The following is a 22,811-nucleotide window of genomic DNA, read 5'->3' as shown; positions in this document are numbered from 1 at the left end:
GGGTAGACGGCCCGCAGCAGGGCGCAGCAACCGTCCCAGACGCCTGCCGCCGGTGCCCGAGAATGGCACAATCATCACCCCTTGCCGGGCGGGGAATGGCATAACCGTCTAACCGCATGAAAATTCTGAAAAAAACCTTTGCCATCAGAAAGGCTTTCGACTACATTAGCGCGCCTCGACAGACTGAACTGGTTTGCCGAGATACGGTGAAGTGTCCGAGTGGCTTAAGGAGCACGCCTGGAAAGTGTGTATACAAGAAATTGTATCGAGAGTTCGAATCTCTCCTTCACCGCCACATTTAGTAAACGCAAACCCCTGATTTTCCTAGAGAAAGTTGGGGGTTTGTGGTTTTTGGCGTCTAAAAAAGCGTGATATGGGACAGATCTGGGACAGATTGCTGGTTCTCTTATACGAGCGCGGTATCCCTTTTCCTGCTTCGCTGTGCATACAATTGGCCAGCATCCCAGGAGCCTTTTGCCATGAGCACGCATACCTGTCCCAGCTTTGCTGAGTGGTTCAAAGTCGTTGACCTCAGTGGCGCGTTTCCAAGAGGTAGGAGCGTGACAGCATTATCTGTCCTGCCTGTGGTGCCAAGGTGAGTATTGAGGTCGCCAGTGCAGTTGTGTTCACCAACGCTTTACGTGCCGAAGAAAAGGTCTCGCATGAGCTTGAAGTGAGTCCTCGGTCCCCGAGTCAGAATTCAGTGCGTTTATGGTAGACAGGTTATTCCATCTGGGTATCAAGGCGCGGCGGGATACTTTATCCGGTAACGCCAAACAAGTGATTGCGGCTACGTCAGGGCGCACACTCAATTTCAATACATTAAGAGCTGGGATTATATGGATATTAGAATAAAGAAATTCAAAAAAATTGATGATGTCGCCGTAACTTTAGCACCATTGAATATCTTTATTGGTGCGAATAATTCTGGGAAAAGCAGCTTTATACAAGGTATTCAGTTTGCTATTTCAGGTTGCCAAACATTGAATCTTAAAGGTGGCGTTTGGGGTAAGGGAGTTAAAACCTTGTCGTTGGACTCAAGTGAATACCTATATACTCCAACCAATAATATTGAGTATCTTTACCACGGAAAGAGATTGACGGGGTCGCGGACAAAGACGGCTAGGAATTGGATTGAGTTTGTTTTGACTGATGGTAAGACTTCAACGCTAAAAATATCAAAAGGTAAAAATGGGGGGTTTACGACTAGTCTTATTGGAAAAGACTTGGGAGAAAAGCTCAGCGATATTGAAAAACCTTACTGCGTATATGTTCCAGGGATTGCTGGGGTGCCAACGCAAGAGAAGTATGAAGTAGCTATTACGGTCAAAAAGTCTGCAACGCGTGGGGATAGTAATAACTATCTGAGAAATATTTTATATTCGATTAGTAAAGACGGCGAGCGCTGGAGGGCATTTAAGGATTCAGTAAATAGTATTTATATAGATATTGATGTGGTTGCAAGATTTGATGAGCATAAGTCGGAGTTTATTCATGTTTTTGTAATCGATGGCAATCTTGAGTTGCCTTTGGATTCCGTAGGTACAGGACTGCTTCAGGTAATCCAGATATTTGCATATATAGAGTATTTCAATCCTAGAGTGATTTTGTTGGATGAGCCCGACTCTCATATTCACCCAACAAAACAAAAGCTGCTAGCTAAAGAACTAGCTAGACGGGCTGATGAAAATCATGATCTGAGAATTGTTTTTTCAACCCATTCAAGATACATATTGGACGCTCTCGAAGATAAGGCGAATGTCGTTCACTTTCAGGATGGTAATGTTTTTCAAGATGTAAAAGGTAGTAATATTTTATTGGATATTGGCGCGGCGGATGCTGATTATTTGTTTGCGAAGAAAGCATTGAAGTACGTTATTGTGACGGAAGATAAGGTCGATAAGATAGATGAGAAGAAAGACTTTCTGAAAAAGTTTTTGATTGCTAACGGACTCAATGAAGAAGAGTTTGTATTGCATTCATATGAAGGCTGTACAAAAGTTGATTTTGCAAAAATACTTCAGGGTTTTGTTCGGAAGCAGATCCCGACAGTTAAGGTTATTGTGCATATAGACAGGGATCAAAAAATAGATAGCGATAGGGAAGTGCTGAAGTTACTTGCCGACTGTGAAGCACGAGACCTGATTTTTTTCATGACTAAGCATCAAGAGGTGGAATCTTATTTTTGCACGCCTCTGCATATTCATAATGTGTATGGTGTTCCGCTACCCGAAGCAGAAAAAAAGTATAATGAGTTTATAGTTGAGCTGGCAGATGAAACTAAACGGAAGCTTTCGAATTTTATCTTAAGGGATAGACCAGAGCTTAGTTTGAATAAAGATGGCCGTAGGGATATAGATGTTATAAATAAACTCGTTGCTCAATGGTATGAGCTGTACGGTGAACAGCTCACCCCAGGTAAAGAGTTATTGGGAAAGGTTAAAAATTATGCACAAGTGGTATTGGGCAGAGATCCTAATGAAATATTGAATATTTCGGATGGTTTGGCCTCCGATGAATTCAAAAAACTATTAGAAGTGTAAGTGAGGGATAAGCGGGTAATGCTTGTAGAGGGCTCATCTAGGCTTAGCCCGCTTATCCAAAGTTAATGATTCTTCTGACCATTAGCATCCGATTGTGAATGCAAAATCCACAGCTAGAGTTTTAAAGCGAGTTGTAACATTCCAACTACGTCGGGTCCATCCTCGTTGATCCAAATTCCATAATGTTGGCGGATCATGTTCCCATTGGTATGTCCCATCTGTTCTGCTATCCAGTCGATCGAAGCCACACCGGTGGTCAGCAACTGGCTGGCGTACGTGTGCCGGCATTGACCTAGTAGAAAAGGGGACGGATTTATTTGATTTTCGGATTTATTTGATTTTCGCTTCACCACCAATTTGAAGCAAACAGCCCCTCTGGTTTCAGAACCGGAGGGGTGTAGTTTTTGAGTCTCAAAATGTAGGTTTCTTAGATCATGCGCACGGCACGTCCATTCGTCGTCCAATGACATCGAGCAAATCACACCCGTCCCGCAGAGGAATCGAGCAGAGCAGTGCAAAATCACTGAGCACCACCGCATCACTACTGATTTCACTACGTAGAGCAAGGTTCTCAAGGACTTGTGTAACGGCACGAAGTCGATAGGTCGCGGCGTCGAGGAGTATTTCCAATGGCACGGTGGTATCGACAAAAAGGGCAGGTGTGGCGCTGTCGTTGCTGGTAAGTGCTATGTATTGGTTCATGCGTAAAGTCCGTTCGCTTGGAGGGGTAGAAGCCACCTATTTGTCGCCAAACAAAAGGTGGCAACTGTACGCAGGTTGGCGAACCGGCATAAGAACGGACAAAGACCGGCAGACCCGAGGGTCTCCCACGCACAGCTACCATTGAGCAGCTTATTGCGTGCAGGGGCATCCCGCAAATCAGCCGGGAGGCTTTTGCCATCTTATAGTCGAGTCGCCAAACCCGGTCGCCATATGGGCGACCAAAAGACTATAGGCATTGAGGTTTTAAAACGGCAGCCTGTCGCTTCTGAGTAATGTGTAGGACGTTGCCCAAAGCCACCAACCCCTGTGCGATTGAAGGCGCACATGTAGCTCGAACCTACTCTGGCGACGGGTGGTGTGATCATGACCCGTTGCATTGACTCACAACCGTAGCCGTTTCCTCGAGGCTCCCCGTTGATCCTGGCTCAAGCAGCTGAACAAATCGGGTATCTTTAGCCGACTCAGCCGCCAGTTTTCCTCAGGCTCAGCGCATGATCGATTGTTTAGGGAAGAATGGAATGACTCTCAGGGTGATGGTAGTTGGTGGCTACGGCAATTTCGGCAGCATCGTTTGTCGTCATCTAGTATTGGCGCCGGGTATTGAGGTGGTGATCTCTGGCCGCGACCCACACAAGCTGCAGCGCAAGTTGGATGAGCTGAAAAACCAATCGGGCACCCTCTGCGAAGGCTGGTGCGGCGATGCCATGGAAGCCGGGTTCGCCTCGGTTTTGCGGTCGATGAACATCAAGTTGGTGATCCACACAGGCGGTCCGTTCCAAGGACAATCCTATGCCGTCGCCCAGAGTTGCATCGACGCTGGCGTGAACTACTGCGACTTGTCCGACTGCCGCACCTTCGTCAACGGCGTGAGCATGCTGGATGCACAAGCACGGCAGGCAGGCGTGGCGATCCTTAGCGGGTGCAGCTCGGTGCCGACCCTGTCGTCGGCCATCATCGATCAGTACCGCTATCGCTTCACCCGTATCGACTCGATCGAGCACGGTATTTCCTCCTCGGCCAAGATGCCGGGCCGGTCCACCGTCGAAGGTGTGCTGGCTTACGCGGGCAAACCCATCAAGCAGCTCAGGCATGGCCAGGTGCATGAAGTGCTGGGCTGGCAGGACCTGACGCTGCGCAAGATGCCTGGGCTTGGCACGCGGGTGCTGGCGAATGTGGACGTGCCCGACATGGATATCTTTGCTGGCCGCTATGGTGCCCACACCCTGAGCTTCAAGGCTGGTGCGGGGCTCAAGCTTGGCGGTGTTGCTAACTATCTGCTGGCCCAGGCGCTGCGGTGGGGCGTCGTGCGTGACCATCTTGCCTGGGCTGCACGACTGCATCGGCTGGGTACTTGGTTCGAGCGCTTTGGCGATGGCAAAAGCGCGTTGTACATCGACGTGAAAGGCCTCGGTAAAGAAGGGCAATCGCTGTCCCTGCTGGTGCAACTGACGGCGCTGAATGACAAAGGCCCGGAAATCCCCAGCTGCGCCGCTGTTGCTCTATCCCTCAAAATTGCCCAAGGCTATGTGCCCGAACCCGGCGCGCGGCCATGCATTGGCGAAATCACTGTCGACGAATACATGAGCGCTATCAACGACCCGGCGAACCTCAGCCTGGCCGTGCAATTCTCTGACGGGCAGGGCTGACCCATGCTCTATCTGGGCCTGAAGTACATCCACATCATTGCGGCGATTTTCCTGTTCGGCTTCGGCATGGGCTCGTATCTGTATCTGATTGCCGCGAGCCGTACGGCCAACCCGCAAGTGATCGCCCATGTGGCGCGGATGGTGGTGCAGTTTGATACCTGGATTACTACGCCGGCGGGCGTCATTCAGATCATCACCGGCTTTCTGCTGATCAAGCTTGCCGGGATTCCGTTGAGCATCGAATGGGTGCTGACTTCACTGATCATCTTCTTGTGCGTGGGGGCGCTTTGGCTGCCGGTGCTCGTGCTGCAGAAGCGTTTGCAGCGGATGGCGCTCAGTGCGGTTGAGACGGGCAGGGCGCTCGATGATGGCTACCGCAGCATCTATAGGAAATGGTTCTGGATGGGTGTTTTCGGGTTTTCGGGGATGTTTGTGATCGTGCTGATCATGGTGACGAAAATGACGCCATGGCAGTTGATTGGGCTGTTTATGTGTTGCTGATATCAGCACTGGCAGCTGCACTTGAGACGATCGAGCCGAAATAAATGCCCGCTCAGGGCTTGGTATTCCAAGCCACCGCACACAAGGCCAACCCCGTCACATTCAGCGACACTGGATTAAACGCTTCCCTGAGCATCGCCGGGCTCAATATAGCGACATCCACCAGCAATGCCGTCAGCGCAGTCGCAGCCACTGTAATCGGCCAGGCACTGCGTGGCGAAAGCAGTATCCATGCCGCCAGGACAATCTCACCAATCCCCGCCAGCGTAGCGAACAACTGCACCTGTTCGATCCCGTGCGCCTGGATCATTGCCCGCTCACCCTGGCTTAGCCACAGCAGCTTTGGCACCAGCCCATGGTAGGCAAACATGAACGCCAGGCCGCCCCGGGCGATCCAGTTGATGCGTACCAAGGTATTCATGGCTGATCCTTTAAAAAACGCTGTTCATGATCCGGGTTCGGCAACAGGCAGGTGTCGTATTTCCCGAAGAGCCGATAGCGATTGTGCGCGATGCGGTCGTAAGCCCAATCCCGAAGGATGCGCGGGATGGCGCGCAGGAGCAGCAATGGGCGCCAGCGGGCAGGCAGTTGCGCAATGATTTCGAACGCCGCCTCCGAACGCTCCCAACAGTGCCGGTCGCGGATCACTGCGATGGTGTCGAACTGATCCAGCGGCAACCCCGCCCATGCCAGCAGCGCCTGGCCCTCGGGCGACTGCACGGCAGCTAATCGCAAGCGCTGTTGGTGGTCGTGGCGGATCAGAAACCTTGCCCAACCGTTGCACAGCTTGCACACACCGTCGAACAACACCACGGTTTCGCCGGGCTTGAGGAATGGCGCAGGGGTAGGGTGGGTTTCGGAGGCAGGCATGTGTATGGGTCCAGTCGGGCCGGGTTAGTCTGATCATACCTGCCTTCGCCCAAACTGTGCTGTTTGGGGTTAGCTACCCCAATGAGCTTCAGGGGGCGCGTCGATGTTTCGAAGGCAGATCTGTCACCGCTTCAAGGCGATTCTTCGGTACTCAGAAACGGTCCGACTGAGCCAAATGGGTAACTGTTCATGCCAATACGCAAAGGCGCTATCGGGCTAGCTGCAGCGCCGATCAGCAGGACGTTGTCGATAACAATGGTCTCTCCCGGCGCCCGATTATCTGCGGCGACGATGAGGTAATAAGTACCGCTGTTTTTCACTGTACCGGTCAAGGCTTGGTTGATGACTCCGACTATGCCGGTGGCCTTGCCAAAGCCTTCGCCTTGCACATTACCCTGGGTATCGATGAGGATTAAATACGGGTTCAAAGCGTATTTGCTGAATCCTAAACAAGCGTTGACGCACCAAGAGTTAACGTTGATATGGAAGACTTTGTCTTTAACCAGGGTAGTGCTGAACACTCGATAATTAGAGGGCGTTCCATTGATCAGGATACGAGGTTCTGCGGCGGTAATTTTCCATTGAGGTGGTCGCCAACCGGGGTCGACAGGCATGGGTACTGCCTGCGAAATATGCAGGGCTTCCACCGGTGTGAGAGCCAAAGGCGTCTGGCTGTTTTTGACTTGGTCTACAAACAGCGTTGCTGGATTGCTTGAACACGCAGTTATAAAAAAACAGAAGAGTGATACAAACAATATTCGCATGGCTGCTTCCCTTAATCGGCTGCTCTCGACTTAGCACACCCGCCTATCACTTGCGCTAAAAAGCCGCTGTCTCATACCGAGATCAAGCGGCTTTTTCACACTTATTGCGCGGTTTTCAGCTTGATCACATCACCGGAAATCTTGGTGGTGTAGCCGTTCAATACCCAGGCCCAGAACCACTTCTCCTGCACTTGGGTGTTGATCAGCGCGTCGCCGCCTTTGGCCTTGATGGCTGCATTCTGGGCGCGTACGAAACGGTTGTTCTGGCCGATTGGGATGACGCCCAACAGCATGATGCCGGTGGCGCTGGCTTCGCTGTGGCCGAGGACGGTGTATTGGCTGGCGTCGTATTGCTGGGTTTTCATGGCGGTGCCGGTGCAACCTGCCAGGGTGAAACCAAGAACAGCTGCTGCAACTACTTTACTGACGTATTTCACTTGAAACTCCATGGACTCAACCTCGAGATTCAATTCCCGAGGGGGCGACACTTTAAGCGCTCGGTTGGCAGATTGAAAACAATCTGCCCAGGTTTCATGTTCAGGCTTGTGCGTGCGCCCAGGCGATCAAGCTCGGGTCTGAAGGTTATGCGCTTCTGCGTGCCAGCAAACTCCGGATCAACCGCCCATACACCACGGCATTGATCAATATCACCACCGCCCCCAGCAGCAGTTGAATATTCGCCGTCAGCCCGGCGGGGTAGATCAGCGTCAGGATGTAGTGCTCGATAAACCCACCGCCATAACCGTCTTGCCCGGCCAGGTGACGAAACAGGTTTTCCCAGCGGGTGAGGGGGCAGGGCAGGTGCAGCACCTCTACCGCGATCCCCCAGGCCACGGCGGGCAAGTGCAGCCACATTACCCTGGGCCATTTCAGGGCGAGCAGGCCACCGAACAGTACGAACAGGATAAAGGTCAGGTGAAACAGCACGAGGCCGTCGGCGACGAGTCGGTAGAGCATTGTGGGCACTTCGAAAGGAGGGGCAAACAGTCTAAAGGGTTGCTCGCCGGCAAGGGTGGCCGTTATTGTGCTGAATCCATTTAGTCCTTGCCCCAAGGTTGTATCGTGATGAATGCACCGCGTACCGCTGTCCCGATCAAAGCCGTGATTTTCGATATGGACGGGTTGTTGCTGGATACCGAAGGCATCTACACCGAAGTCACGCAGATCATCGCCGAGCGCTATGGCCGTACCTATGACTGGGGTATCAAGCAGCACATCATCGGGCGAGGCGCTCAGGATCTGGCCGATTACGTGGTCAAGGCGCTGGATTTGCCGATCACGCCCGCCGAGTTTCTGGAAATTCGCGAACCGCTGATGAGCGAGCGGTTTCCCAAGGCCCTGGGTATGCCGGGCGCCGAAGCGTTGGTGCGGCATCTGAAGGCGCACAATATCCCGATTGCGGTGGGCACCAGTTCATCGCGTAACTCGTTTGGCCACAAGACCACCTTGCACCGCGAATGGTTTGGCCTGTTCGACACCATCGTCACTGCCGACGACCCGGAAGTCGGTGCGGCCAAGCCGGCGCCGGATATCTTCCTCACGGCTGCGCGCCGTCTGGGTGTGGCGCCTGAGGATTGCCTGGTGTTCGAAGATTCGCCGTTCGGCGTGACTGCGGCGAAGGCTGCCAACATGACCGCCATCGCCGTGCCCCATGAGGCCATGGCGGACAGCAAGTACCAACATGCTGACCAGATTATTCGCAAGCTCGCCGACTTTGATTTGGCCGCCTACGGCTTGCCCCCCATGGCCTGACCCCGCGCGGTCAAAAATGTGGGAGCTGGCTTGCCTGCGAAAGCGGTAGTGCAGTGACAGATGTGGCACTGACACACCGCCTTCGCGGGCAAGCCCGCTCCCACATTTGGTTTGCGGTTTTGCAAAATCAGGCGCTGAAACCACCATCGATGGTCAGGCTGGCGCCCGTGATATACCCGGCTTCCGGCCCGGCCAGATACGCCACAAAGCTGGCAATCTCCTCCACGTGCCCATACCTGCCCACCGCCATCAACCCGATCAAGCTTTCGGCAAACTCACTGTTCGCCGGGTTCATATCGGTATCCACCGGCCCGGGCTGCACGTTGTTGATGGTGATACCCCGTGGCCCCAGATCCCGCGCCAAACCCTTGGTCAACCCCACCAGCGCCGCCTTGCTCATGGCATAAGGCCCGCCACCACCGAAGGGCATACGCTCGGCGTTGGTGCTGCCGATATTGATTACGCGGCCACCTTCGCCCATGTGCCTGGCGGCTTCCTGGGTGGCGATAAATACGCTGCGCACGTTGATTGCCAGGGTCTGGTCGAAGTCCTCCAGCTTGAAGTCTTCCAGCGGCGCTATGGCCAGCACGCCTGCGTTGTTCACCAGGATATCCAGGCGCCCAAACGCATCGACCGTGGCGTTGACGGCATTGCGAATTGCCGTGGCATCGGCGCTGTCGGCTTGAATCGCCAGGGCTTTGCCGCCTTCGCTGATCACGTCGTGCTGCAACGCTTGGGCCTTGGCGGCCGAACTGACGTAGGTAAAGGCGACTGCAGCACCCTGCGCGGCGAGGCGCTTGACGATGGCGGCGCCGATGCCGCGGGAACCGCCTTGAATCAGGGCGACTTTGCCGGTGAGGTTTTGTGTGGTCATGTCGATCTCCAAGTAGTTGATGGGCTGAGTATCGACCTGCCTCCGGCACGCCGGTAGACCGTGATTGCTATAGTCTGTGTAAACCAAAAGTTTAGAGTGGCCGATATGGAGAGCTTTGGCAGTATCGAATGCTTTGTGCGCAGCGCCGAGGGTGGCAGCTTTGCCGAGGCGGCCCGGCACCTGAGCCTGACGCCCGCAGCCGTGGGCAAAAGTGTCGCCAAACTGGAAGCGCGCCTGGGTGTGCGGCTGTTTCAGCGCAGCACTCGGCGGCTTACGTTGACTGAAGCCGGCAAGTTATTCCTGGAAGAGGTCAGCGCCAGCCTCACCACTATCCAGAATGCTGTGGCCAACCTGGCCAGCGCCGAAGGGCGACCGGTGGGCACGCTCAAGGTCAGCATGGGCACGGTGGTCGGCTGTTTGTATATCGTGCCGCTGCTGGGGGAGTTTCTGAAACGCTACCCCGATATCAGCCCGGATTGGCATTTCGACAATCGCCAGGTCGATCTGATTGGCCAGGGCTTTGACGCGGCCCTTGGCGGCGGCTTTGAGTTGCCCCAAGGCGTGGTGGCACGCAAGCTGACGCCGGCTCACCGCGTGCTGGTGGCATCGCCTGACTATTTGGCGGCACGCCCAGCGGTGTTGCAGCCAGAAGACCTGGAGCACTGCGACGGCATCCTGATTCGCTCACCGCAAACCGGGCGCGTGCGCTCCTGGCAACTGACTCATCGCAATGGCGAGCACGGCCCGCTGAGTCTCAAACCGCGCATGACCATGAGCGACTCGCAGGCCGCCTGCATCTGCGCCGAACAGGGCTTGGGCGTTGCGCTGGTGAGCATGCCGTTTGCCGTACCCTGGCTGGCGAGCGGCAAGTTGCTGCGGGTATTGCCGGACTGGTATGTGAACGACGGCAATATTTGCATCTACTACGCCGAACATAAACTGCTGCCAGGCAAGACTCGGGCGTTTGTGGATTTCATCATCGAGCAGTTTGCCGAGCAGCAGTTAGGCCAAAGATTCAGTGCCATCTAACACCTTGTAGTGATCAAAATGTGGGAGGGGGCTTGCTCCCGATTGTGGTGGGTCAGCTATAGATAAGCTGGCTGATACACCGCTATCGGGAGCAAGCCCCCTCCCACATTTGATCTCAGTGGCCGAACTTGCCGGGCCAACCAATGACTTTTTTGGGTCTTGGCGCCGCATACGTTCTGATTTTGGATGTCGACAACCCCAACCGTACCAACGATTCGGCAATCATCACCGCCGCTGTCACCCCGTCTACCACCGGCACCCCGGTGCGCTGTCGAATCTGCTCATCTAACCCGGCCATGCCGCCGCAGCCCAGGCAAATCACCTCGGCCTTGTCGTCACGAATCGCCAGTTCCGCTTGGCGCACAATGGCCTCCATAGCGGCCAGCGGGTCTGCTTCCAGCTCCAGCACCGCCATGCCGCTGGCGCGCACCGAAGCACAGCGCTGGTACAGGCCGGCGAGTTTCAGTCGGTCTTCAATCAGTGGCACGGTGCGGTCCAGGGTGGTGACCACCGAGTAGGCGTGCCCCAGGAACATCGCGGTGCTGGCCGCCGCCTCGGTGATATCCACCACCGGCACATTGAGCAGCTCCTGCAGGCCTTCACGGCCATGTTCGCCATAGCCGGCCTGGATCACCGCATCAAAGGGCTGGTCGTAGGCCATTACCCGATCCATCACGGCGATGGCTGCCAGATAGCTTTCAAAATTGCCTTCCACCGATTCTGCGCCGAAGTACGGGGTGAGCCCGACAATCTCGGTGCCCGGTGAAGCCACGGCCCGTGCTTGCTGGGCAATGGTGTCGGTGATGGATTCGGTGGTGTTGACGTTGACCACGAGGATACGCATGGAGAGTCCTTGTTTAATGACTGACGTTATCGACGGCAATGCTTTCGCCGCTGACATCGGCGTAGTGCGGCTGACGCTTGGCGATCAGCAGGTACAGCAACCCTGCGATGCCGGCGCCGAACAGCCAGGAAAACGGTGAAACGCTGGCAAACCCCGGCAACAGCGCCAGCAGGATGGCGATCACCGCGGCAGGAATAAACGCCGCCACGGCGCGCATATTCACCCCCCGGCTGTAGTAATAAACGCCATTGGGGTCTTCGCTATACAGCTGCGGCACGTCCACCCGGCTTTTACGGATCAGCCAGTAATCGACCATGATCACCCCGTACAACGGCCCCAGCAGCGCGCCCAGGCCAGAAAGGAAGTACACAATCACCAGCGGGCTGTTGTAGAGATTCCACGGCAGTATCAGTACCGCCACGAAGGCGCTGATCAACCCGGCGCGGCGAAAGTTCAGGTACTTGGGCGCCAGGTTGCTCAGCACAAAGGCCGGGGCGACGAAGTTGGCCATGATGTTCACCGCCACGGTGACGATCAGAAAGGCCAGGCAACCGAGCACCAGGAAGAAGGTATTGGGGATTGCCGCGATGATTTCGGTCGGGCTCTCGATCACCCGGCCATTGAGCTGGAACTGGCCGCCGCACAGCAGCACGGTAATGGCGGCAAACACCAGGATATTCACCGGCAGGCCCCAGAAATTGCCGACCTGGATGGTCTTGCGGCAGGGCGAAGAGCGGGCGAAGTCGCAAAAGTTGAGGATCAAGGTGCCGTAGATCGCCAGCCACAGCGCGCCACCGGCAAAGATATTGCGCCACATCTCGCCGCCGCTCAGCGGTTCACGGATCGACCAGGCGATATGCCCGCCCGCCTGGAAGTACATCCAGCCGGCCAACGCAGCCACCGTAAGCAAAATCACCGGCCCGGCGAAGCCCTCATAGCGGCGTACCATTTCCATGCCATAGGCGAGGATCACCAACTGCACCAGCCAGATCGCGACAAAACACGCCCAGCCCAGGCTCGACAGGCCCAGGATCGAGTTGTGGTCATAGTCGGCAAAGCCCGGATGAATCGCCGTCAGCAATACACGGAAAACCACCGACGCCAGGTACGTCTGGATACCAAACCAGGCAATCGCAATCACCGCCCGGATCAATGCTGGAATCTGCGCACCGTGGATACCGAAACTGATGCGGCTGATCACGGGAAACGGCACACCGGTCTTCTGTCCCATGTACCCCGACAAGTTCATGAAGAAGTACACCAGCGCCGCGCCGATCCCCAGGGACAGCAATATTTGCCAGCCGCCCAAGCCCAATGCATATAAGCCGATGGCAAACGAATAGTTGGCAATGTTGTGCACGTCATTGGTCCACAGCGCAAAGATGCTATAGCGCCCCCAGCGTCGGCCCTCGACTTTGGTGGGGGCCAGGTCCTTGTTGTGCAGGCGCGGGCTGAGGACCAGGGGGCCGGGGCTTGCAGCCTCGGGGTGGAGGGTGGAGGAGGGCAGATCCAGCGCGATATTGCTCGAAAGACTTGTACGCATTCCGGCAGGCTCCAGCGCATCGGCAGCAAAGCGGCGGATGGCAAAGTGTATGTAGGTTTTGTATTGATTGTATACAAAGCGTACTTTTCACTAAGCCACATGCGTGCCAGTTTTCGTTATATGAAAAACGGGGATAATTTCTTTTTTATAGTATTTTTAAATAAACTACTGAATTAAAAGCAATATAAATTGACCGTTTGAACAGGTATTTATTTTTGATTGGGAGTAGCGTGATTCGGGGGTGTGGGGACTAGCAGAGATGAATGTTACGTTTTGGTGCGCTCGAATATGAGTTGCACACAAAAATGGCACCTATGGTTACAAGGTTGTGTACATTTTATGCTGCGCACAAAACAAAATGTGGGAGGGGGCTTGCTCCCGATAGCGGTATATCAGTCAGAAAATCTGCAACTGACCCACCGCTATCGGGAGCAAGCCCCCTCCCACATTTTTACCTCACCAGTTTGCCAGGCCTCAGGCCTTGCTGATGATATTCCCCGCATGCAGCCCGCATTCCTTCTGCGTGGCTTCTTCCCACCACCAGCGACCTTCGCGCTCATGCTGGTTCGGCAATACCGGGCGGGTGCAGGGCTCGCAGCCGATGCTGATAAAGCCGCGCTCATGCAGGCTGTTGTAAGGCAACTCCAACATGCGGATGTAACCCCACACCTCTTCGCTGGTCATCTGCGCCAGCGGGTTGAACTTGTACAGGGTACGTTCCGGGGTGGAGAAAGCCGTGTCGATTTCCAGCGCGGCCACCTGGCTGCGGGTGCCGGGGCTCTGGTCGCGGCGCTGGCCGGTGGCCCAGGCACTTACACTTGCGAGTTTGCGGCGCAGCGGTTCGATCTTGCGGATGCCGCAGCATTCGCCATGGCCGTCCTTATAGAAGCTGAACAGGCCCTTTTCCTTGACGAAGGGTTCCAGTTTGCTCTGGTCCGGCGAGATCAGTTCGATATCGATCTTGTAGAACTCACGCACCTGCTCGATAAACCGGTAGGTTTCCGGGTGCAGACGGCCAGTGTCGAGGCTGAATACCTTGACGTTCTTGTTCAGCTTCCAGGCCATGTCCACCAGCACCACATCCTCGGCACCGCTGAAGGAGATCCACAGGTCATCGCCGAACTGGCTGAACGCCAGCTTGAGAATATCCTGGGCAGACTTGTTGGCATAAGTCGCAGCGAGTTCAGCGACGTCGAAGGCTTGGTTCATCAGGACGGTTCCTACAGGTCAGTGGCGCTGAGCGCTCTATAGGCGGCGATGGTATCAAAATCTGCCGTGCGTTGCGGCGGCGTGCTTGAGTCGCTAGAGTTCGGCAGTCCTTTTGCCCGCCCAACTAATAAATCCAATGGAGTGTCTTGTGGAAATTGCCTGTCTTGACCTGGAAGGGGTGCTGGTTCCGGAAATCTGGATTGCCTTCGCCGAAAAAACCGGTATTGAATCACTGCGCGCCACCACCCGCGACATTCCCGACTATGACGTGCTGATGCAGCAGCGCCTGCGCATCCTCGACGAGCACGGGCTCAAACTGGCCGATATCCAGGCGGTGATTGCTACGCTCAAACCGTTGGACGGGGCCGTCGAGTTCGTCAACTGGCTGCGCGAACGCTTCCAGGTGGTGATCCTGTCCGACACCTTCTACGAATTCTCCCAACCGCTGATGCGCCAGTTGGGTTTCCCGACCTTGCTGTGCCACCGCTTGATCACTGATGAAAATGATCGGGTGGTAAGCTACCAGTTGCGCCAGAAAGACCCCAAGCGCCAGTCGGTATTGGCGTTCAAAAGCCTCTACTACCGCGTGATCGCTGCCGGTGATTCGTACAACGACACCACCATGCTGGGGGAAGCGGACCGTGGGATTCTGTTCCATGCGCCGGAGAATGTGATTCGCGAATTCCCGCAGTTCCCGGCGGTGCATACGTTTGAAGACTTGAAGAAAGAGTTTATCAAGGCGTCGAATCGGCAGTTGAGCCTGTAAGTTATGCGACGCGACTGATTGCCCCATCGCAGGCAAGCCAGCTCCCACCTTTGATCGCGGCGCGGTCGAAGGTGGGAGGGGGCTTGCCCCCGATAGGGCCGGTACAGGCCCTACAAACTTTCCAAAGTCTGTAACAACACCCGCACCTTCGTCAGCGACTCCTGATACTCCGCCTGCCACTGCGAATCCGCCACAATCCCACCGCCACCCCAGCAACACACCTGCCCGTCCTTGACCAGCAAACTGCGGATGGCAATGGAGCTGTCCATCTCGCCGCGCACGTCCAGGTAGACCAGCGAGCCGCAATACAACCCGCGGCGGGTGGGCTCTAGCTCGTCGATGATCTGCATCGCGCGTATCTTCGGCGCGCCGGTGATGGAGCCGCCGGGGAAGCTGCCGGCGATCAGGTCGAGGGCGTCTTTGTCGTCGGCCAGTACACCGGTGACACTGCTCACCAGGTGGTGCACGTTGGGGTAGCTTTCCAGGCTGAACAGCTCTGGCACTTTCACTGAGCCGATGCGGCAATTGCGACCGAGATCGTTGCGCAGCAGGTCGACGATCATCAGGTTTTCTGCGCGGTCCTTGGGGCTGGCGAGCAACTCGGCGGCGTTGGCGGCATCTTCTGCAGGTGTTACGCCGCGAGGGCGGGTGCCCTTGATCGGGCGGGTCTCGACCTGGCGTTCGCTGATGCGCACAAAGCGTTCCGGTGACAGGCTCAGTACCGCACCGTCATCGGGCAAGCTCTGGAACCCGGAAAACGGCGTGGGGCAGGCTTCGCGCAGGGCGCAATAGGCTGCCCAGGGATCCCCCATGCAGGGTGCGCGAAAGCGCTGGGCAAAGTTGACCTGATAGCAGTCGCCGGCCTGGATGTAATCCTGGATACGCGCGATGGCTTGGCGGTAGGCCTCTGCGGTGAGGTCTGGTGCCATCGGGCCCTGGAGTTTGAACGTCGCAGAGGTGTCGACAGTCCCGTGGCTGAACAGCGCGATCAACCGTTGTCGTTCGCTATCGGCCAGCGTGGGATGAAACACCAGTTGGCTGCTCCGGGCCTGGTGGTCGCTGATCAGCGCCCAGGCGTACAGCCCGAAGCGCGCGTCCGGCAGGTGCAGGTCATCCAACGCCAGGTGCGGCATGGCCTCAAGGTGCCGGCCGAAGTCGTAGCTCAGGTAGCCTATCAAGCCTCCGGCGAACGGCAACTGTAAATCCGCGGGGATTGCGGCTTCACCCAATCGCGTGAGGTTTTCCCGTAAGCGTTGCAGGAAATCACTGCCGCTTTCGTCCGGCCCTACCGTCAATGTCGCTTCGGGCCAGGCACTGAGCAGGTCATACCGGCCGCGCTCAGCCGTCGGCCGGCCGCTGTCGAGCAGTACCGCGCCTGGAGCATGGCGAATCGCCGCAAAATACTCGGCGGGGTTGGCCCGGTAGGGCAATGGGTGTACGGAGCAGGTCAACATGCGGGGTTGGATCAGCCAATGGCGCGGGGGAGGGGGATTGTAGTCCCCTGTAGGATTTGCTCCTAGAGGGGATGTCGGGGATAGACAGTTTGAAGACCGGATCAGCCTTCCACGGGCGGTATATGCCCAAACATCTCCTGCACGAACTTCACCCGCTCTTGCGGGGTTTCCGTCACGCCGGCAGCTTTGAGTTCCTCCAGTCGCGCCTCCACCGCATGGGTGCGCAAGGTCAGCCCGCAGTCATTGGCGATCTGGATATTCAGCCCCGGCCGTGCATTCAATTCAAGGATCAGCGGGCCTTTTTCCTGGTCCAGCACCATGTCCACGCCGATATAGCCCAGCCCGCACAGCTCATAGCAGCCGGCCGCAAGCTGCATGAAACCGTCCCAGTTGGGCAGTTGCACACCATCGACCGCATTGGTGGTGTCAGGGTGCTTGGTGATGATGTTGTTCAGCCAGGTACCGCGTAGGGTCAGGCCGGTGGCAAGGTCGACGCCTACGCCGATCGCGCCCTGGTGCAGGTTGGCCTTGCCGCCGGATTGGCGGGTCGGCAGGCGCAGCATGGCCATCACCGGGTAGCCCATCAGCACGATGATGCGGATATCCGGCACGCCTTCGTAGCTGATGCTCTTGAAGATCTGATCGGGCACCACGCGGTACTCGATCAGCGCCCGGTCGCGGTGGCCACCCAGTGAGTACAGGCCAGTGAGGATGCTGGAAATCTGGTGCTCGATCTCTTCATGGCTGATGATCTTGCCGGACACCGTGCGATAGCGTCCTTCAAACCGGTCGGCCACTACCAGGATGCCATCACCGCCCGCACCCTGGGCCGGCTTGATCACGAAGTCGCTGCGCCCACCGATGATCTCGTCGAGCTTGTCGATTTCCTTCTCGGTGGAGATCACCCCGTACATTTCCGGCACATGAATGCCGGCCGCCAGCGCCCGCTCCTTGGTGATGATCTTGTCATCCACAATCGGGTACAGGCTGCGCTTGTTGTACTTGAGCACGTAGTCGGCGTTACGCCGATTGATGCCCATGATCCCGCGCGCTTCCAGGGCCTTCCAGGTTTTCCAGAAGCCAAACATCAGGAGTCAGCCTTCAGGAATGCCTTGAAACGCACCAGCTCGGTGAGGCGATAGCCGCGATAACGACCCATGGCCAGCATGAAGCCCACCAGAATCAGCAGGATCGCCGGGAAGGTGAACACGAAGTAAACCAACTCCGGCACGCTCATGATGAGGTGGGCCAACGAGGCGGCGAACAGGGTGCCAATCGCCACTTTCAGTGCATGGTTGGCGCCGCGTTCTTCCCAGGTAATCGACAGTCGCTCGATGGTCATCGTCAGGATCACCATCGGGAACAGCGCCACCGACAAGCCACGCTCCAGCCCCAGCTTATGGCTGAACAGGCTGATGGCGGCGATCAGCACCACCACGAAGGTCAGCACCACCGACAGCCTCGGCAGCATCTGCAGTTTCAAATGTTCCAGATACGACCTGAGTGACAGCCCCAGTGCCGTGATGATCGTGAACAGCACAATGCCGAAGCCCAGTTGCGTCTCGCGGAACGCCAGGGCGATCAGCACCGGCGTGAAGGTGCCCAGGGTCTGCAGGCCGATCAGGTTGCGCAGGATCAGAATCACCAGCACGCCAATCGGGATCATCACCATGATCATGAAGGTCTGCTGGGTTTGCAGCGGCAGGCCGTACAGCGAGTATTCGAGGAAGTTGGCGTCGGTGTTTTCGTCGGTCAGCTTGGCCAGGCGAATCGCGTTCATTTCGCTGTTGTTGAGGCTGAAGGTCACCATGGCCTTCTTGCCGCCATCGACCGTGATCAGGTTTTCATCGCCGGTCCACCACAGCAGGCGGTCGGCGGGCAGGCCCTGTTCACCGGTCTCCGGGTTGAAGTACAGCCAGTCGTTGCCGTTGAAGCTGCGCAGCCACAGTTCCGGGGTTTGCGGCTGGTCGGCCACCAGGCGGATGGTGTGGACTTTCTCCACCGGCACATGGGCAATGGACAGCAGCAGCTCGACGATCCTGGCCTTGTGCGGCGTCGACGGGTCGCCGGCCAGCAGCAGCTTCACATTGTCGTCGTTGAGGTTGTTGGTGCGCTTGATGGCTTCGCTGATAAAGGTCTCGACGTCGGCCGAGTGCTGGCGGATCGGCGCCAGCAAGGCTTCGGCGGCGATTTTTTCCGGGCCTTCCACGGCGATGCTGTCGCGGAAGGTCGGGCCTTTGATCTTGACCTTTTCGCCGCTGTAACGCTTGGTCAGCACCAGGCGGTAATACAGGGTCTGGTTGCCCTTGGCCCGGCGCGCTGACCAGGTGACCTTGCGGTTGCCGTCGATGCGGTTGACGCTGACTCCGTAGTTGTTGGAGATAAAGCTTTCATTAAGGCTGACGAAGTCGCGGCTCAGTGGCGGCACGAACATCTGGATCTTGACCGGGTCCTTGGGGTTGGCGACGAACTCGACCTTGGCGTCGATGTTCCACAAGTCGTCGGTGGCATCCTCGGTCACGGGGATCCCCAGCACGAAAATCTGATAGGCGGTGACCGAAATGCCGAGCACCACCAGGAAGGTGATCAGGATTTTCAGGTGCAGGGTCAGAGAGCGCATTCGGTTTACTCGGCGGTATGAGCGTCGGCGACGCAGGCGGGTTTGCCTGCTGCATATTTAAGACTGGGGTCGACCAGCGCATCAAAGCGTTTAAGCGCTTCGGAGCCGATCAGCAGCGGGTATTGGAAACTGCTGCGGTCAGTCAAGTTCACTTCGATGCTGCGTAAAGCAGTGCCCATGCAGATATCCAGGGCAACCACCGGACGGGCGGTGTAGTTCTTGTCCTCATCGGGGTCGTAGTCGCCGGCGCGGCGCTTGATCTTGCTGACGCGGGCCAGGGGCAGTTCGATGGGGTGGGAGTGGGCGGTGTCGATGGCCAGGTAGAAGCGTACCCAGGTTTCGCCGTTGCGCTTGAAGCGCTTGATATCGCGGGCGCTCAACGAGGCGGTCTTGGCGCCGGTGTCGAGCTTGGCCGCGACTTCCAGGTCGATACCGTCCAGCTTGGCGTATTCATTGAGGCCATACACCGTTTTCTCGGCGGTGAAGCCAAGGCTGGGCAGCAACAGTAGGCAAACAAACAGGGGGAAGGGCTTGAGTCTCATAAATCCTGAGGCGGTGCCGTGCGATGTTTAATTCAAGGCGACTGGCATTGCTGCGCAAACTCCCTCGTGCGCCGTTTCATCCAGGGATGTCAGGCAAATACGCCGGGCATTCTAACATGATGCTTTTTTGGCGCCAGCGCTGGCAGGCGGCCATGCCTTGGATTGGTTAATCAGGCGTATTAGACGATTGTCGACAATGTGTATTTATTCTTTGACTGTTAAGGGGTAATTGGCTAGTTTTTGCGGCATTGCTTTTGAAGGTGTCGACAATATGCTGGGTCAGGCGGAAATTCCGATAGCGGCGTCAGACGATTCCCAAACCATGTCCGAGAACGTTTTTCGGCGTATCCAGGCCGCCATCGTCAAAGGTGAAATCGCCCCCGGCAGCAAGATTTCCGAGCCGGAACTGGCGCGTACCTACGGCATCAGCCGCGGCCCGCTGCGCGAGGCGATCCACCGCCTGGAAGGCCAGCGCCTGCTGGTGCGCGTGCCCCACGTCGGCGCACGGGTTGTGTCGTTGAGTCATGCCGAGCTGATCGAACTCTATGAGATCCGCGAGTCCCTGGAAGGCATGGCCTGCCGTCTCGCTGCCGAGCGCATGACCGACGCGGAAATCGAAGAGCTGCGCCAGGTATTGCACACCCATGAGCGCGATGCCGCGTTCCAGGCCGGTGTTGGCTACTACCAGCAGGAAGGCGACTTCGACTTTCATTACCGGATCATCCAGGGCGCCGGTAACCGCACCCTGACCCAAATGCTCTGCGGCGAGCTGTACCAACTGGTGCGCATGTACCGCATCCAGTTTTCCGCCACCCCCAATCGTCCACGCCAGGCATTTGCCGAACACCACCGCATTCTCGACGCGATTGCCGATCGCGATGGTGAATTGGCCGAACTGTTGATGCGCCGGCATATCGGCGCCTCCAAACGCAACATCGCCCGTCACTTCCCGGACGGTGCTCCTTCATCACGAGGTGAGTCATGAGTTCCCATAACAACAGCACTCCCGGCCAGCGTTTCCGTGACGCAGTCGCCAGCGAACAGCCTTTGCAAGTTGTTGGTGCAATCAATGCCAACCACGCGTTGTTGGCCAAGCGCGCCGGCTTCAAGGCTATTTACCTGTCGGGTGGCGGTGTCGCCGCCGGCTCGCTCGGCGTGCCGGACCTGGGTATTACCGGGTTGGATGACGTACTCACCGACGTGCGCCGCATTACCGACGTCTGCGACCTGCCGCTGCTGGTGGACGTGGACACCGGTTTCGGCTCCTCGGCGTTCAATGTGGCGCGCACCGTCAAGTCGATGATCAAGTTCGGCGCCGCCGCCATCCATATCGAAGACCAGGTCGGCGCCAAGCGCTGCGGGCATCGCCCCAATAAAGAGATCGTGTCGCAGCAGGAAATGGTCGACCGCATCAAGGCTGCCGTGGATGCGCGTACCGATGACAGCTTCGTGATCATGGCGCGCACCGACGCCTTGGCGGTCGAGGGCCTGGAGTCTGCCCTTGAACGTGCCGCCGCGTGTATCGAAGCCGGTGCCGACATGGTCTTCCCGGAAGCCATCACCGAGCTCGAGATGTACAAGCTGTTCGCTTCCCGCGTAAAGGCGCCGATCCTGGCTAACATTACCGAGTTCGGCGCGACGCCGCTGTACACCACCGAACAGTTGAAATCTGCGGATGTTTCCATTGTGCTGTACCCGCTCTCGGCCTTCCGTGCCATGAACAAGGCCGCCGAGAACGTCTACACCGCGATCCGTCGCGACGGCACCCAACAGAACGTGATCGACACCATGCAAACGCGCATGGAGCTCTACGATCGCATCGACTACCACACCTTCGAGCAGAAGCTCGACGCGCTGTTTGCCGCGAAAAAATAATGCGGTGCGCCTCCCTAATAAATTCAAGATTGGAGAACGAACATGGCTGAAGCAAAAGTATTGAGTGGCGCCGGCCTGCGTGGCCAGGTTGCCGGGCAGACCGCACTGTCGACCGTGGGCCAGGCTGGTGCAGGCTTGACCTATCGTGGCTACGATGTGCGTGAACTGGCCGCCGATGCGCAGTTTGAAGAAGTCGCCTACCTGTTGCTGTACGGCGAGTTGCCGACCAAGACCGAACTGGCCGCCTACAGCGCCAAGCTGAGCAAGCTGCGTGACTTGCCCCAGGCATTGAAAGAAGTGCTCGAACGCATCCCCGCCGACGCCCACCCGATGGACGTGATGCGCACCGGTTGCTCGTTTTTGGGCAATATCGAGCCGGAAAAAGATTTCAGCGTACAGCGCGATGTCACTGACCGCCTGCTTGCCGCATTCCCGGCGATCATGTGCTACTGGTACCGCTTCAGCCACGACGGCAAGCGCATCGACTGCGTGACCGACGAGCCGAGTATCGGCGGCCACTTCCTGCACCTGCTGCACGGCAAGAAACCCAGCGAGCTGCACGTCAAAGTCATGAATGTGTCGCTGATTCTCTACGCCGAGCACGAATTCAACGCCTCGACCTTCACTGCCCGGGTGTGCGCCTCGACCCTGTCCGACCTGTATTCCTGCGTCACTGCCGCCATCGGTTCCCTGCGCGGCCCGCTGCACGGCGGGGCCAACGAAGCGGCGATGGAAATGATCGAGCGCTTTTCCTCGGCCGAAGAAGCGGTCGAAGGCACCCTTGGCATGTTGGCGCGCAAGGACAAGATCATGGGCTTCGGCCACGCGATCTATAAAGACAGCGACCCGCGTAATGAGGTGATCAAGGGCTGGTCGAAAAAACTCGCTGATGAAGTGGGCGACACGGTGTTGTTCCCGGTGTCTGAAGCCATCGACAAGACCATGTGGGAGCAGAAGAAGCTGTTCCCCAACGCCGACTTCTACCATGCCTCGGCGTACCACTTCATGGGCATCCCGACCAAATTGTTCACACCGATCTTCGTGTGCTCGCGCCTGACTGGCTGGGCCGCGCACGTGTTCGAACAGCGCGCCAACAACCGCATCATCCGTCCAAGCGCCGAGTACATCGGCGTTGAGCAGCGCAAGTTCGTGCCAATCGAACGTCGCTGAATGGGATGGGCTGTGTTCGCTGGCTAATGTGCTTTTTTGTGGGAGCTGGCTTGCCTGCGATGGCATCACCTTGGTGTACCTGTCAC

23 protein-coding genes, 1 tRNA gene and 1 pseudogene are annotated in these 22,811 nt (G+C 57.0%); 10 read left to right on the top strand and 15 right to left on the bottom strand.

The features are described from left to right. Positions 1 to 205: 205 nt before the first annotated feature. Positions 206 to 295: transfer RNA gene (locus E4O97_RS19595), tRNA-Ser, on the top strand. A gap of 544 nt (positions 296 to 839) precedes the next feature. Beyond that, entirely contained in the window at positions 840 to 2,543 is a 1,704-nt protein-coding gene (locus tag E4O97_RS19590; RefSeq protein WP_248162009.1) for an ATP-binding protein, read from the top strand. Positions 2,544 to 2,656: 113 nt separating this feature from the next. Here E4O97_RS19590 and E4O97_RS19585 read toward each other — a convergent pair. Both E4O97_RS19585 and E4O97_RS19580 read right to left on the bottom strand, forming a co-directional pair. Then, positions 2,657 to 2,836: pseudogene (locus E4O97_RS19585) on the bottom strand (site-specific integrase); the annotation flags it as partial. Positions 2,837 to 2,975: 139 nt separating this feature from the next. Further along, a complete protein-coding gene (locus E4O97_RS19580; protein ID WP_032895755.1) occupies positions 2,976 to 3,245 on the bottom strand; it encodes a hypothetical protein in 270 nt (89 codons plus the stop codon). A gap of 539 nt (positions 3,246 to 3,784) precedes the next feature. Here E4O97_RS19580 and E4O97_RS19575 point away from each other — a divergent pair. After that, positions 3,785 to 4,912 (top strand): saccharopine dehydrogenase NADP-binding domain-containing protein, encoded by a 1,128-nt coding sequence (locus E4O97_RS19575; protein ID WP_248162007.1) that lies wholly within the window; start codon positions 3,785 to 3,787, stop codon positions 4,910 to 4,912. A gap of 3 nt (positions 4,913 to 4,915) precedes the next feature. Further along, complete coding sequence (locus E4O97_RS19570; protein WP_248162005.1) at positions 4,916 to 5,413, top strand: DUF2269 domain-containing protein; 498 nt, start codon at positions 4,916 to 4,918, stop codon at positions 5,411 to 5,413. Between the two features lie 52 nt (positions 5,414 to 5,465). Here the strand turns inward: E4O97_RS19570 and E4O97_RS19565 are convergent, their stop codons facing one another. From E4O97_RS19565 to E4O97_RS19545, 5 genes are all read right to left on the bottom strand, one after another. Further along, positions 5,466 to 5,834 carry a DoxX-like family protein gene (locus E4O97_RS19565; protein ID WP_248162003.1) on the bottom strand — a complete coding sequence of 123 codons (369 nt, stop codon included), beginning with the start codon at positions 5,832 to 5,834 and terminating at the stop codon, positions 5,466 to 5,468. Further along, complete coding sequence (locus tag E4O97_RS19560) at positions 5,831 to 6,283, bottom strand: thiol-disulfide oxidoreductase DCC family protein (RefSeq protein WP_248162001.1); 453 nt, start codon at positions 6,281 to 6,283, stop codon at positions 5,831 to 5,833. The genes E4O97_RS19565 and E4O97_RS19560 overlap by 4 nt, the downstream gene beginning before the upstream one ends. Before the next feature lie 131 nt (positions 6,284 to 6,414). After that, positions 6,415 to 7,047, bottom strand: coding sequence for a hypothetical protein (locus E4O97_RS19555; RefSeq protein WP_248161999.1), 633 nt, complete (start codon positions 7,045 to 7,047; stop codon positions 6,415 to 6,417). Positions 7,048 to 7,148: 101 nt separating this feature from the next. Further along, positions 7,149 to 7,484 carry a hypothetical protein gene (locus tag E4O97_RS19550; RefSeq protein WP_248161997.1) on the bottom strand — a complete coding sequence of 112 codons (336 nt, stop codon included), beginning with the start codon at positions 7,482 to 7,484 and terminating at the stop codon, positions 7,149 to 7,151. A gap of 145 nt (positions 7,485 to 7,629) precedes the next feature. After that, entirely contained in the window at positions 7,630 to 8,004 is a 375-nt protein-coding gene (locus tag E4O97_RS19545; RefSeq protein WP_005790428.1) for a DUF2784 domain-containing protein, read from the bottom strand. A gap of 108 nt (positions 8,005 to 8,112) precedes the next feature. Between E4O97_RS19545 and E4O97_RS19540 the strand changes: the two genes are divergently transcribed. Further along, positions 8,113 to 8,799 carry an HAD-IA family hydrolase gene (locus E4O97_RS19540; protein WP_248161996.1) on the top strand — a complete coding sequence of 229 codons (687 nt, stop codon included), beginning with the start codon at positions 8,113 to 8,115 and terminating at the stop codon, positions 8,797 to 8,799. A 127-nt stretch (positions 8,800 to 8,926) separates the two neighbouring features. On the opposite strand, the gene E4O97_RS19535 is transcribed toward E4O97_RS19540, so the two are convergent. Then, positions 8,927 to 9,673, bottom strand: coding sequence for a 3-oxoacyl-ACP reductase family protein (locus E4O97_RS19535; protein WP_032879901.1), 747 nt, complete (start codon positions 9,671 to 9,673; stop codon positions 8,927 to 8,929). Positions 9,674 to 9,778: 105 nt separating this feature from the next. Here E4O97_RS19535 and E4O97_RS19530 point away from each other — a divergent pair, with 105 nt between their 5' ends. Further along, entirely contained in the window at positions 9,779 to 10,702 is a 924-nt protein-coding gene (locus E4O97_RS19530) for a LysR family transcriptional regulator (RefSeq protein WP_032879902.1), read from the top strand. A 115-nt stretch (positions 10,703 to 10,817) separates the two neighbouring features. On the opposite strand, the gene E4O97_RS19525 is transcribed toward E4O97_RS19530, so the two are convergent. The 3 genes from E4O97_RS19525 to E4O97_RS19515 form a co-directional block, all read right to left on the bottom strand. Continuing rightward, positions 10,818 to 11,546 carry an aspartate/glutamate racemase family protein gene (locus E4O97_RS19525; RefSeq protein WP_078822066.1) on the bottom strand — a complete coding sequence of 243 codons (729 nt, stop codon included), beginning with the start codon at positions 11,544 to 11,546 and terminating at the stop codon, positions 10,818 to 10,820. Between the two features lie 13 nt (positions 11,547 to 11,559). Next, a complete protein-coding gene (locus E4O97_RS19520) occupies positions 11,560 to 13,089 on the bottom strand; it encodes an NCS1 family nucleobase:cation symporter-1 (RefSeq protein ID WP_248161995.1) in 1,530 nt (509 codons plus the stop codon). Between the two features lie 474 nt (positions 13,090 to 13,563). Beyond that, positions 13,564 to 14,298 carry a phosphoadenylyl-sulfate reductase gene (locus E4O97_RS19515; RefSeq protein ID WP_032879905.1) on the bottom strand — a complete coding sequence of 245 codons (735 nt, stop codon included), beginning with the start codon at positions 14,296 to 14,298 and terminating at the stop codon, positions 13,564 to 13,566. Positions 14,299 to 14,446: 148 nt separating this feature from the next. On the opposite strand from E4O97_RS19515, the gene thrH reads away from it, so the two are divergent. Next, the gene (thrH, locus tag E4O97_RS19510) at positions 14,447 to 15,064 is read left to right on the top strand and encodes a bifunctional phosphoserine phosphatase/homoserine phosphotransferase ThrH (RefSeq protein WP_005790415.1); all 618 of its coding nucleotides are present in this window, start codon (positions 14,447 to 14,449) and stop codon (positions 15,062 to 15,064) included. A 110-nt stretch (positions 15,065 to 15,174) separates the two neighbouring features. Here the strand turns inward: thrH and pabB are convergent, their stop codons facing one another. The 4 genes from pabB to E4O97_RS19490 all read right to left on the bottom strand — a co-directional run bounded on the left by pabB (position 15,175) and on the right by E4O97_RS19490 (position 19,680). Next, positions 15,175 to 16,518: an aminodeoxychorismate synthase component I gene (gene pabB / locus E4O97_RS19505; RefSeq protein WP_248161994.1), complete on the bottom strand. Its 1,344-nt coding sequence runs from the start codon at positions 16,516 to 16,518 to the stop codon at positions 15,175 to 15,177. Between the two features lie 101 nt (positions 16,519 to 16,619). Then, complete coding sequence (locus E4O97_RS19500; protein ID WP_005790412.1) at positions 16,620 to 17,606, bottom strand: alpha-L-glutamate ligase-like protein; 987 nt, start codon at positions 17,604 to 17,606, stop codon at positions 16,620 to 16,622. After that, entirely contained in the window at positions 17,606 to 19,138 is a 1,533-nt protein-coding gene (locus E4O97_RS19495) for an inactive transglutaminase family protein (protein WP_032879907.1), read from the bottom strand. The genes E4O97_RS19500 and E4O97_RS19495 overlap by 1 nt, the downstream gene beginning before the upstream one ends. Positions 19,139 to 19,143: 5 nt before the next feature. Further along, a complete protein-coding gene (locus E4O97_RS19490) occupies positions 19,144 to 19,680 on the bottom strand; it encodes an ATP-dependent zinc protease (protein WP_032879908.1) in 537 nt (178 codons plus the stop codon). Between the two features lie 271 nt (positions 19,681 to 19,951). On the opposite strand from E4O97_RS19490, the gene E4O97_RS19485 reads away from it, so the two are divergent. The 3 genes from E4O97_RS19485 to prpC are packed head-to-tail and all read left to right on the top strand — an operon-like array spanning position 19,952 to position 22,725. Then, positions 19,952 to 20,665 (top strand): GntR family transcriptional regulator, encoded by a 714-nt coding sequence (locus tag E4O97_RS19485; protein ID WP_032879909.1) that lies wholly within the window; start codon positions 19,952 to 19,954, stop codon positions 20,663 to 20,665. After that, positions 20,662 to 21,555, top strand: a complete 894-nt coding sequence (gene prpB / locus E4O97_RS19480; protein ID WP_032879910.1) for a methylisocitrate lyase — start codon at positions 20,662 to 20,664, stop codon at positions 21,553 to 21,555. The genes E4O97_RS19485 and prpB overlap by 4 nt, the downstream gene beginning before the upstream one ends. Positions 21,556 to 21,597: 42 nt before the next feature. Further along, the gene (prpC, locus tag E4O97_RS19475; protein WP_005790404.1) at positions 21,598 to 22,725 is read left to right on the top strand and encodes a 2-methylcitrate synthase; all 1,128 of its coding nucleotides are present in this window, start codon (positions 21,598 to 21,600) and stop codon (positions 22,723 to 22,725) included. The last annotated feature ends 86 nt before the right edge of the window (positions 22,726 to 22,811 follow it).

Source organism: Pseudomonas sp. W15Feb34 (genome assembly GCF_023127765.1).
GTDB lineage: Bacteria > Pseudomonadota > Gammaproteobacteria > Pseudomonadales > Pseudomonadaceae > Aquipseudomonas > Aquipseudomonas synxantha_A.
Note: the sequence above shows the minus strand (reverse complement) of the source record. Positions and strands in the feature narration are given on the sequence as shown.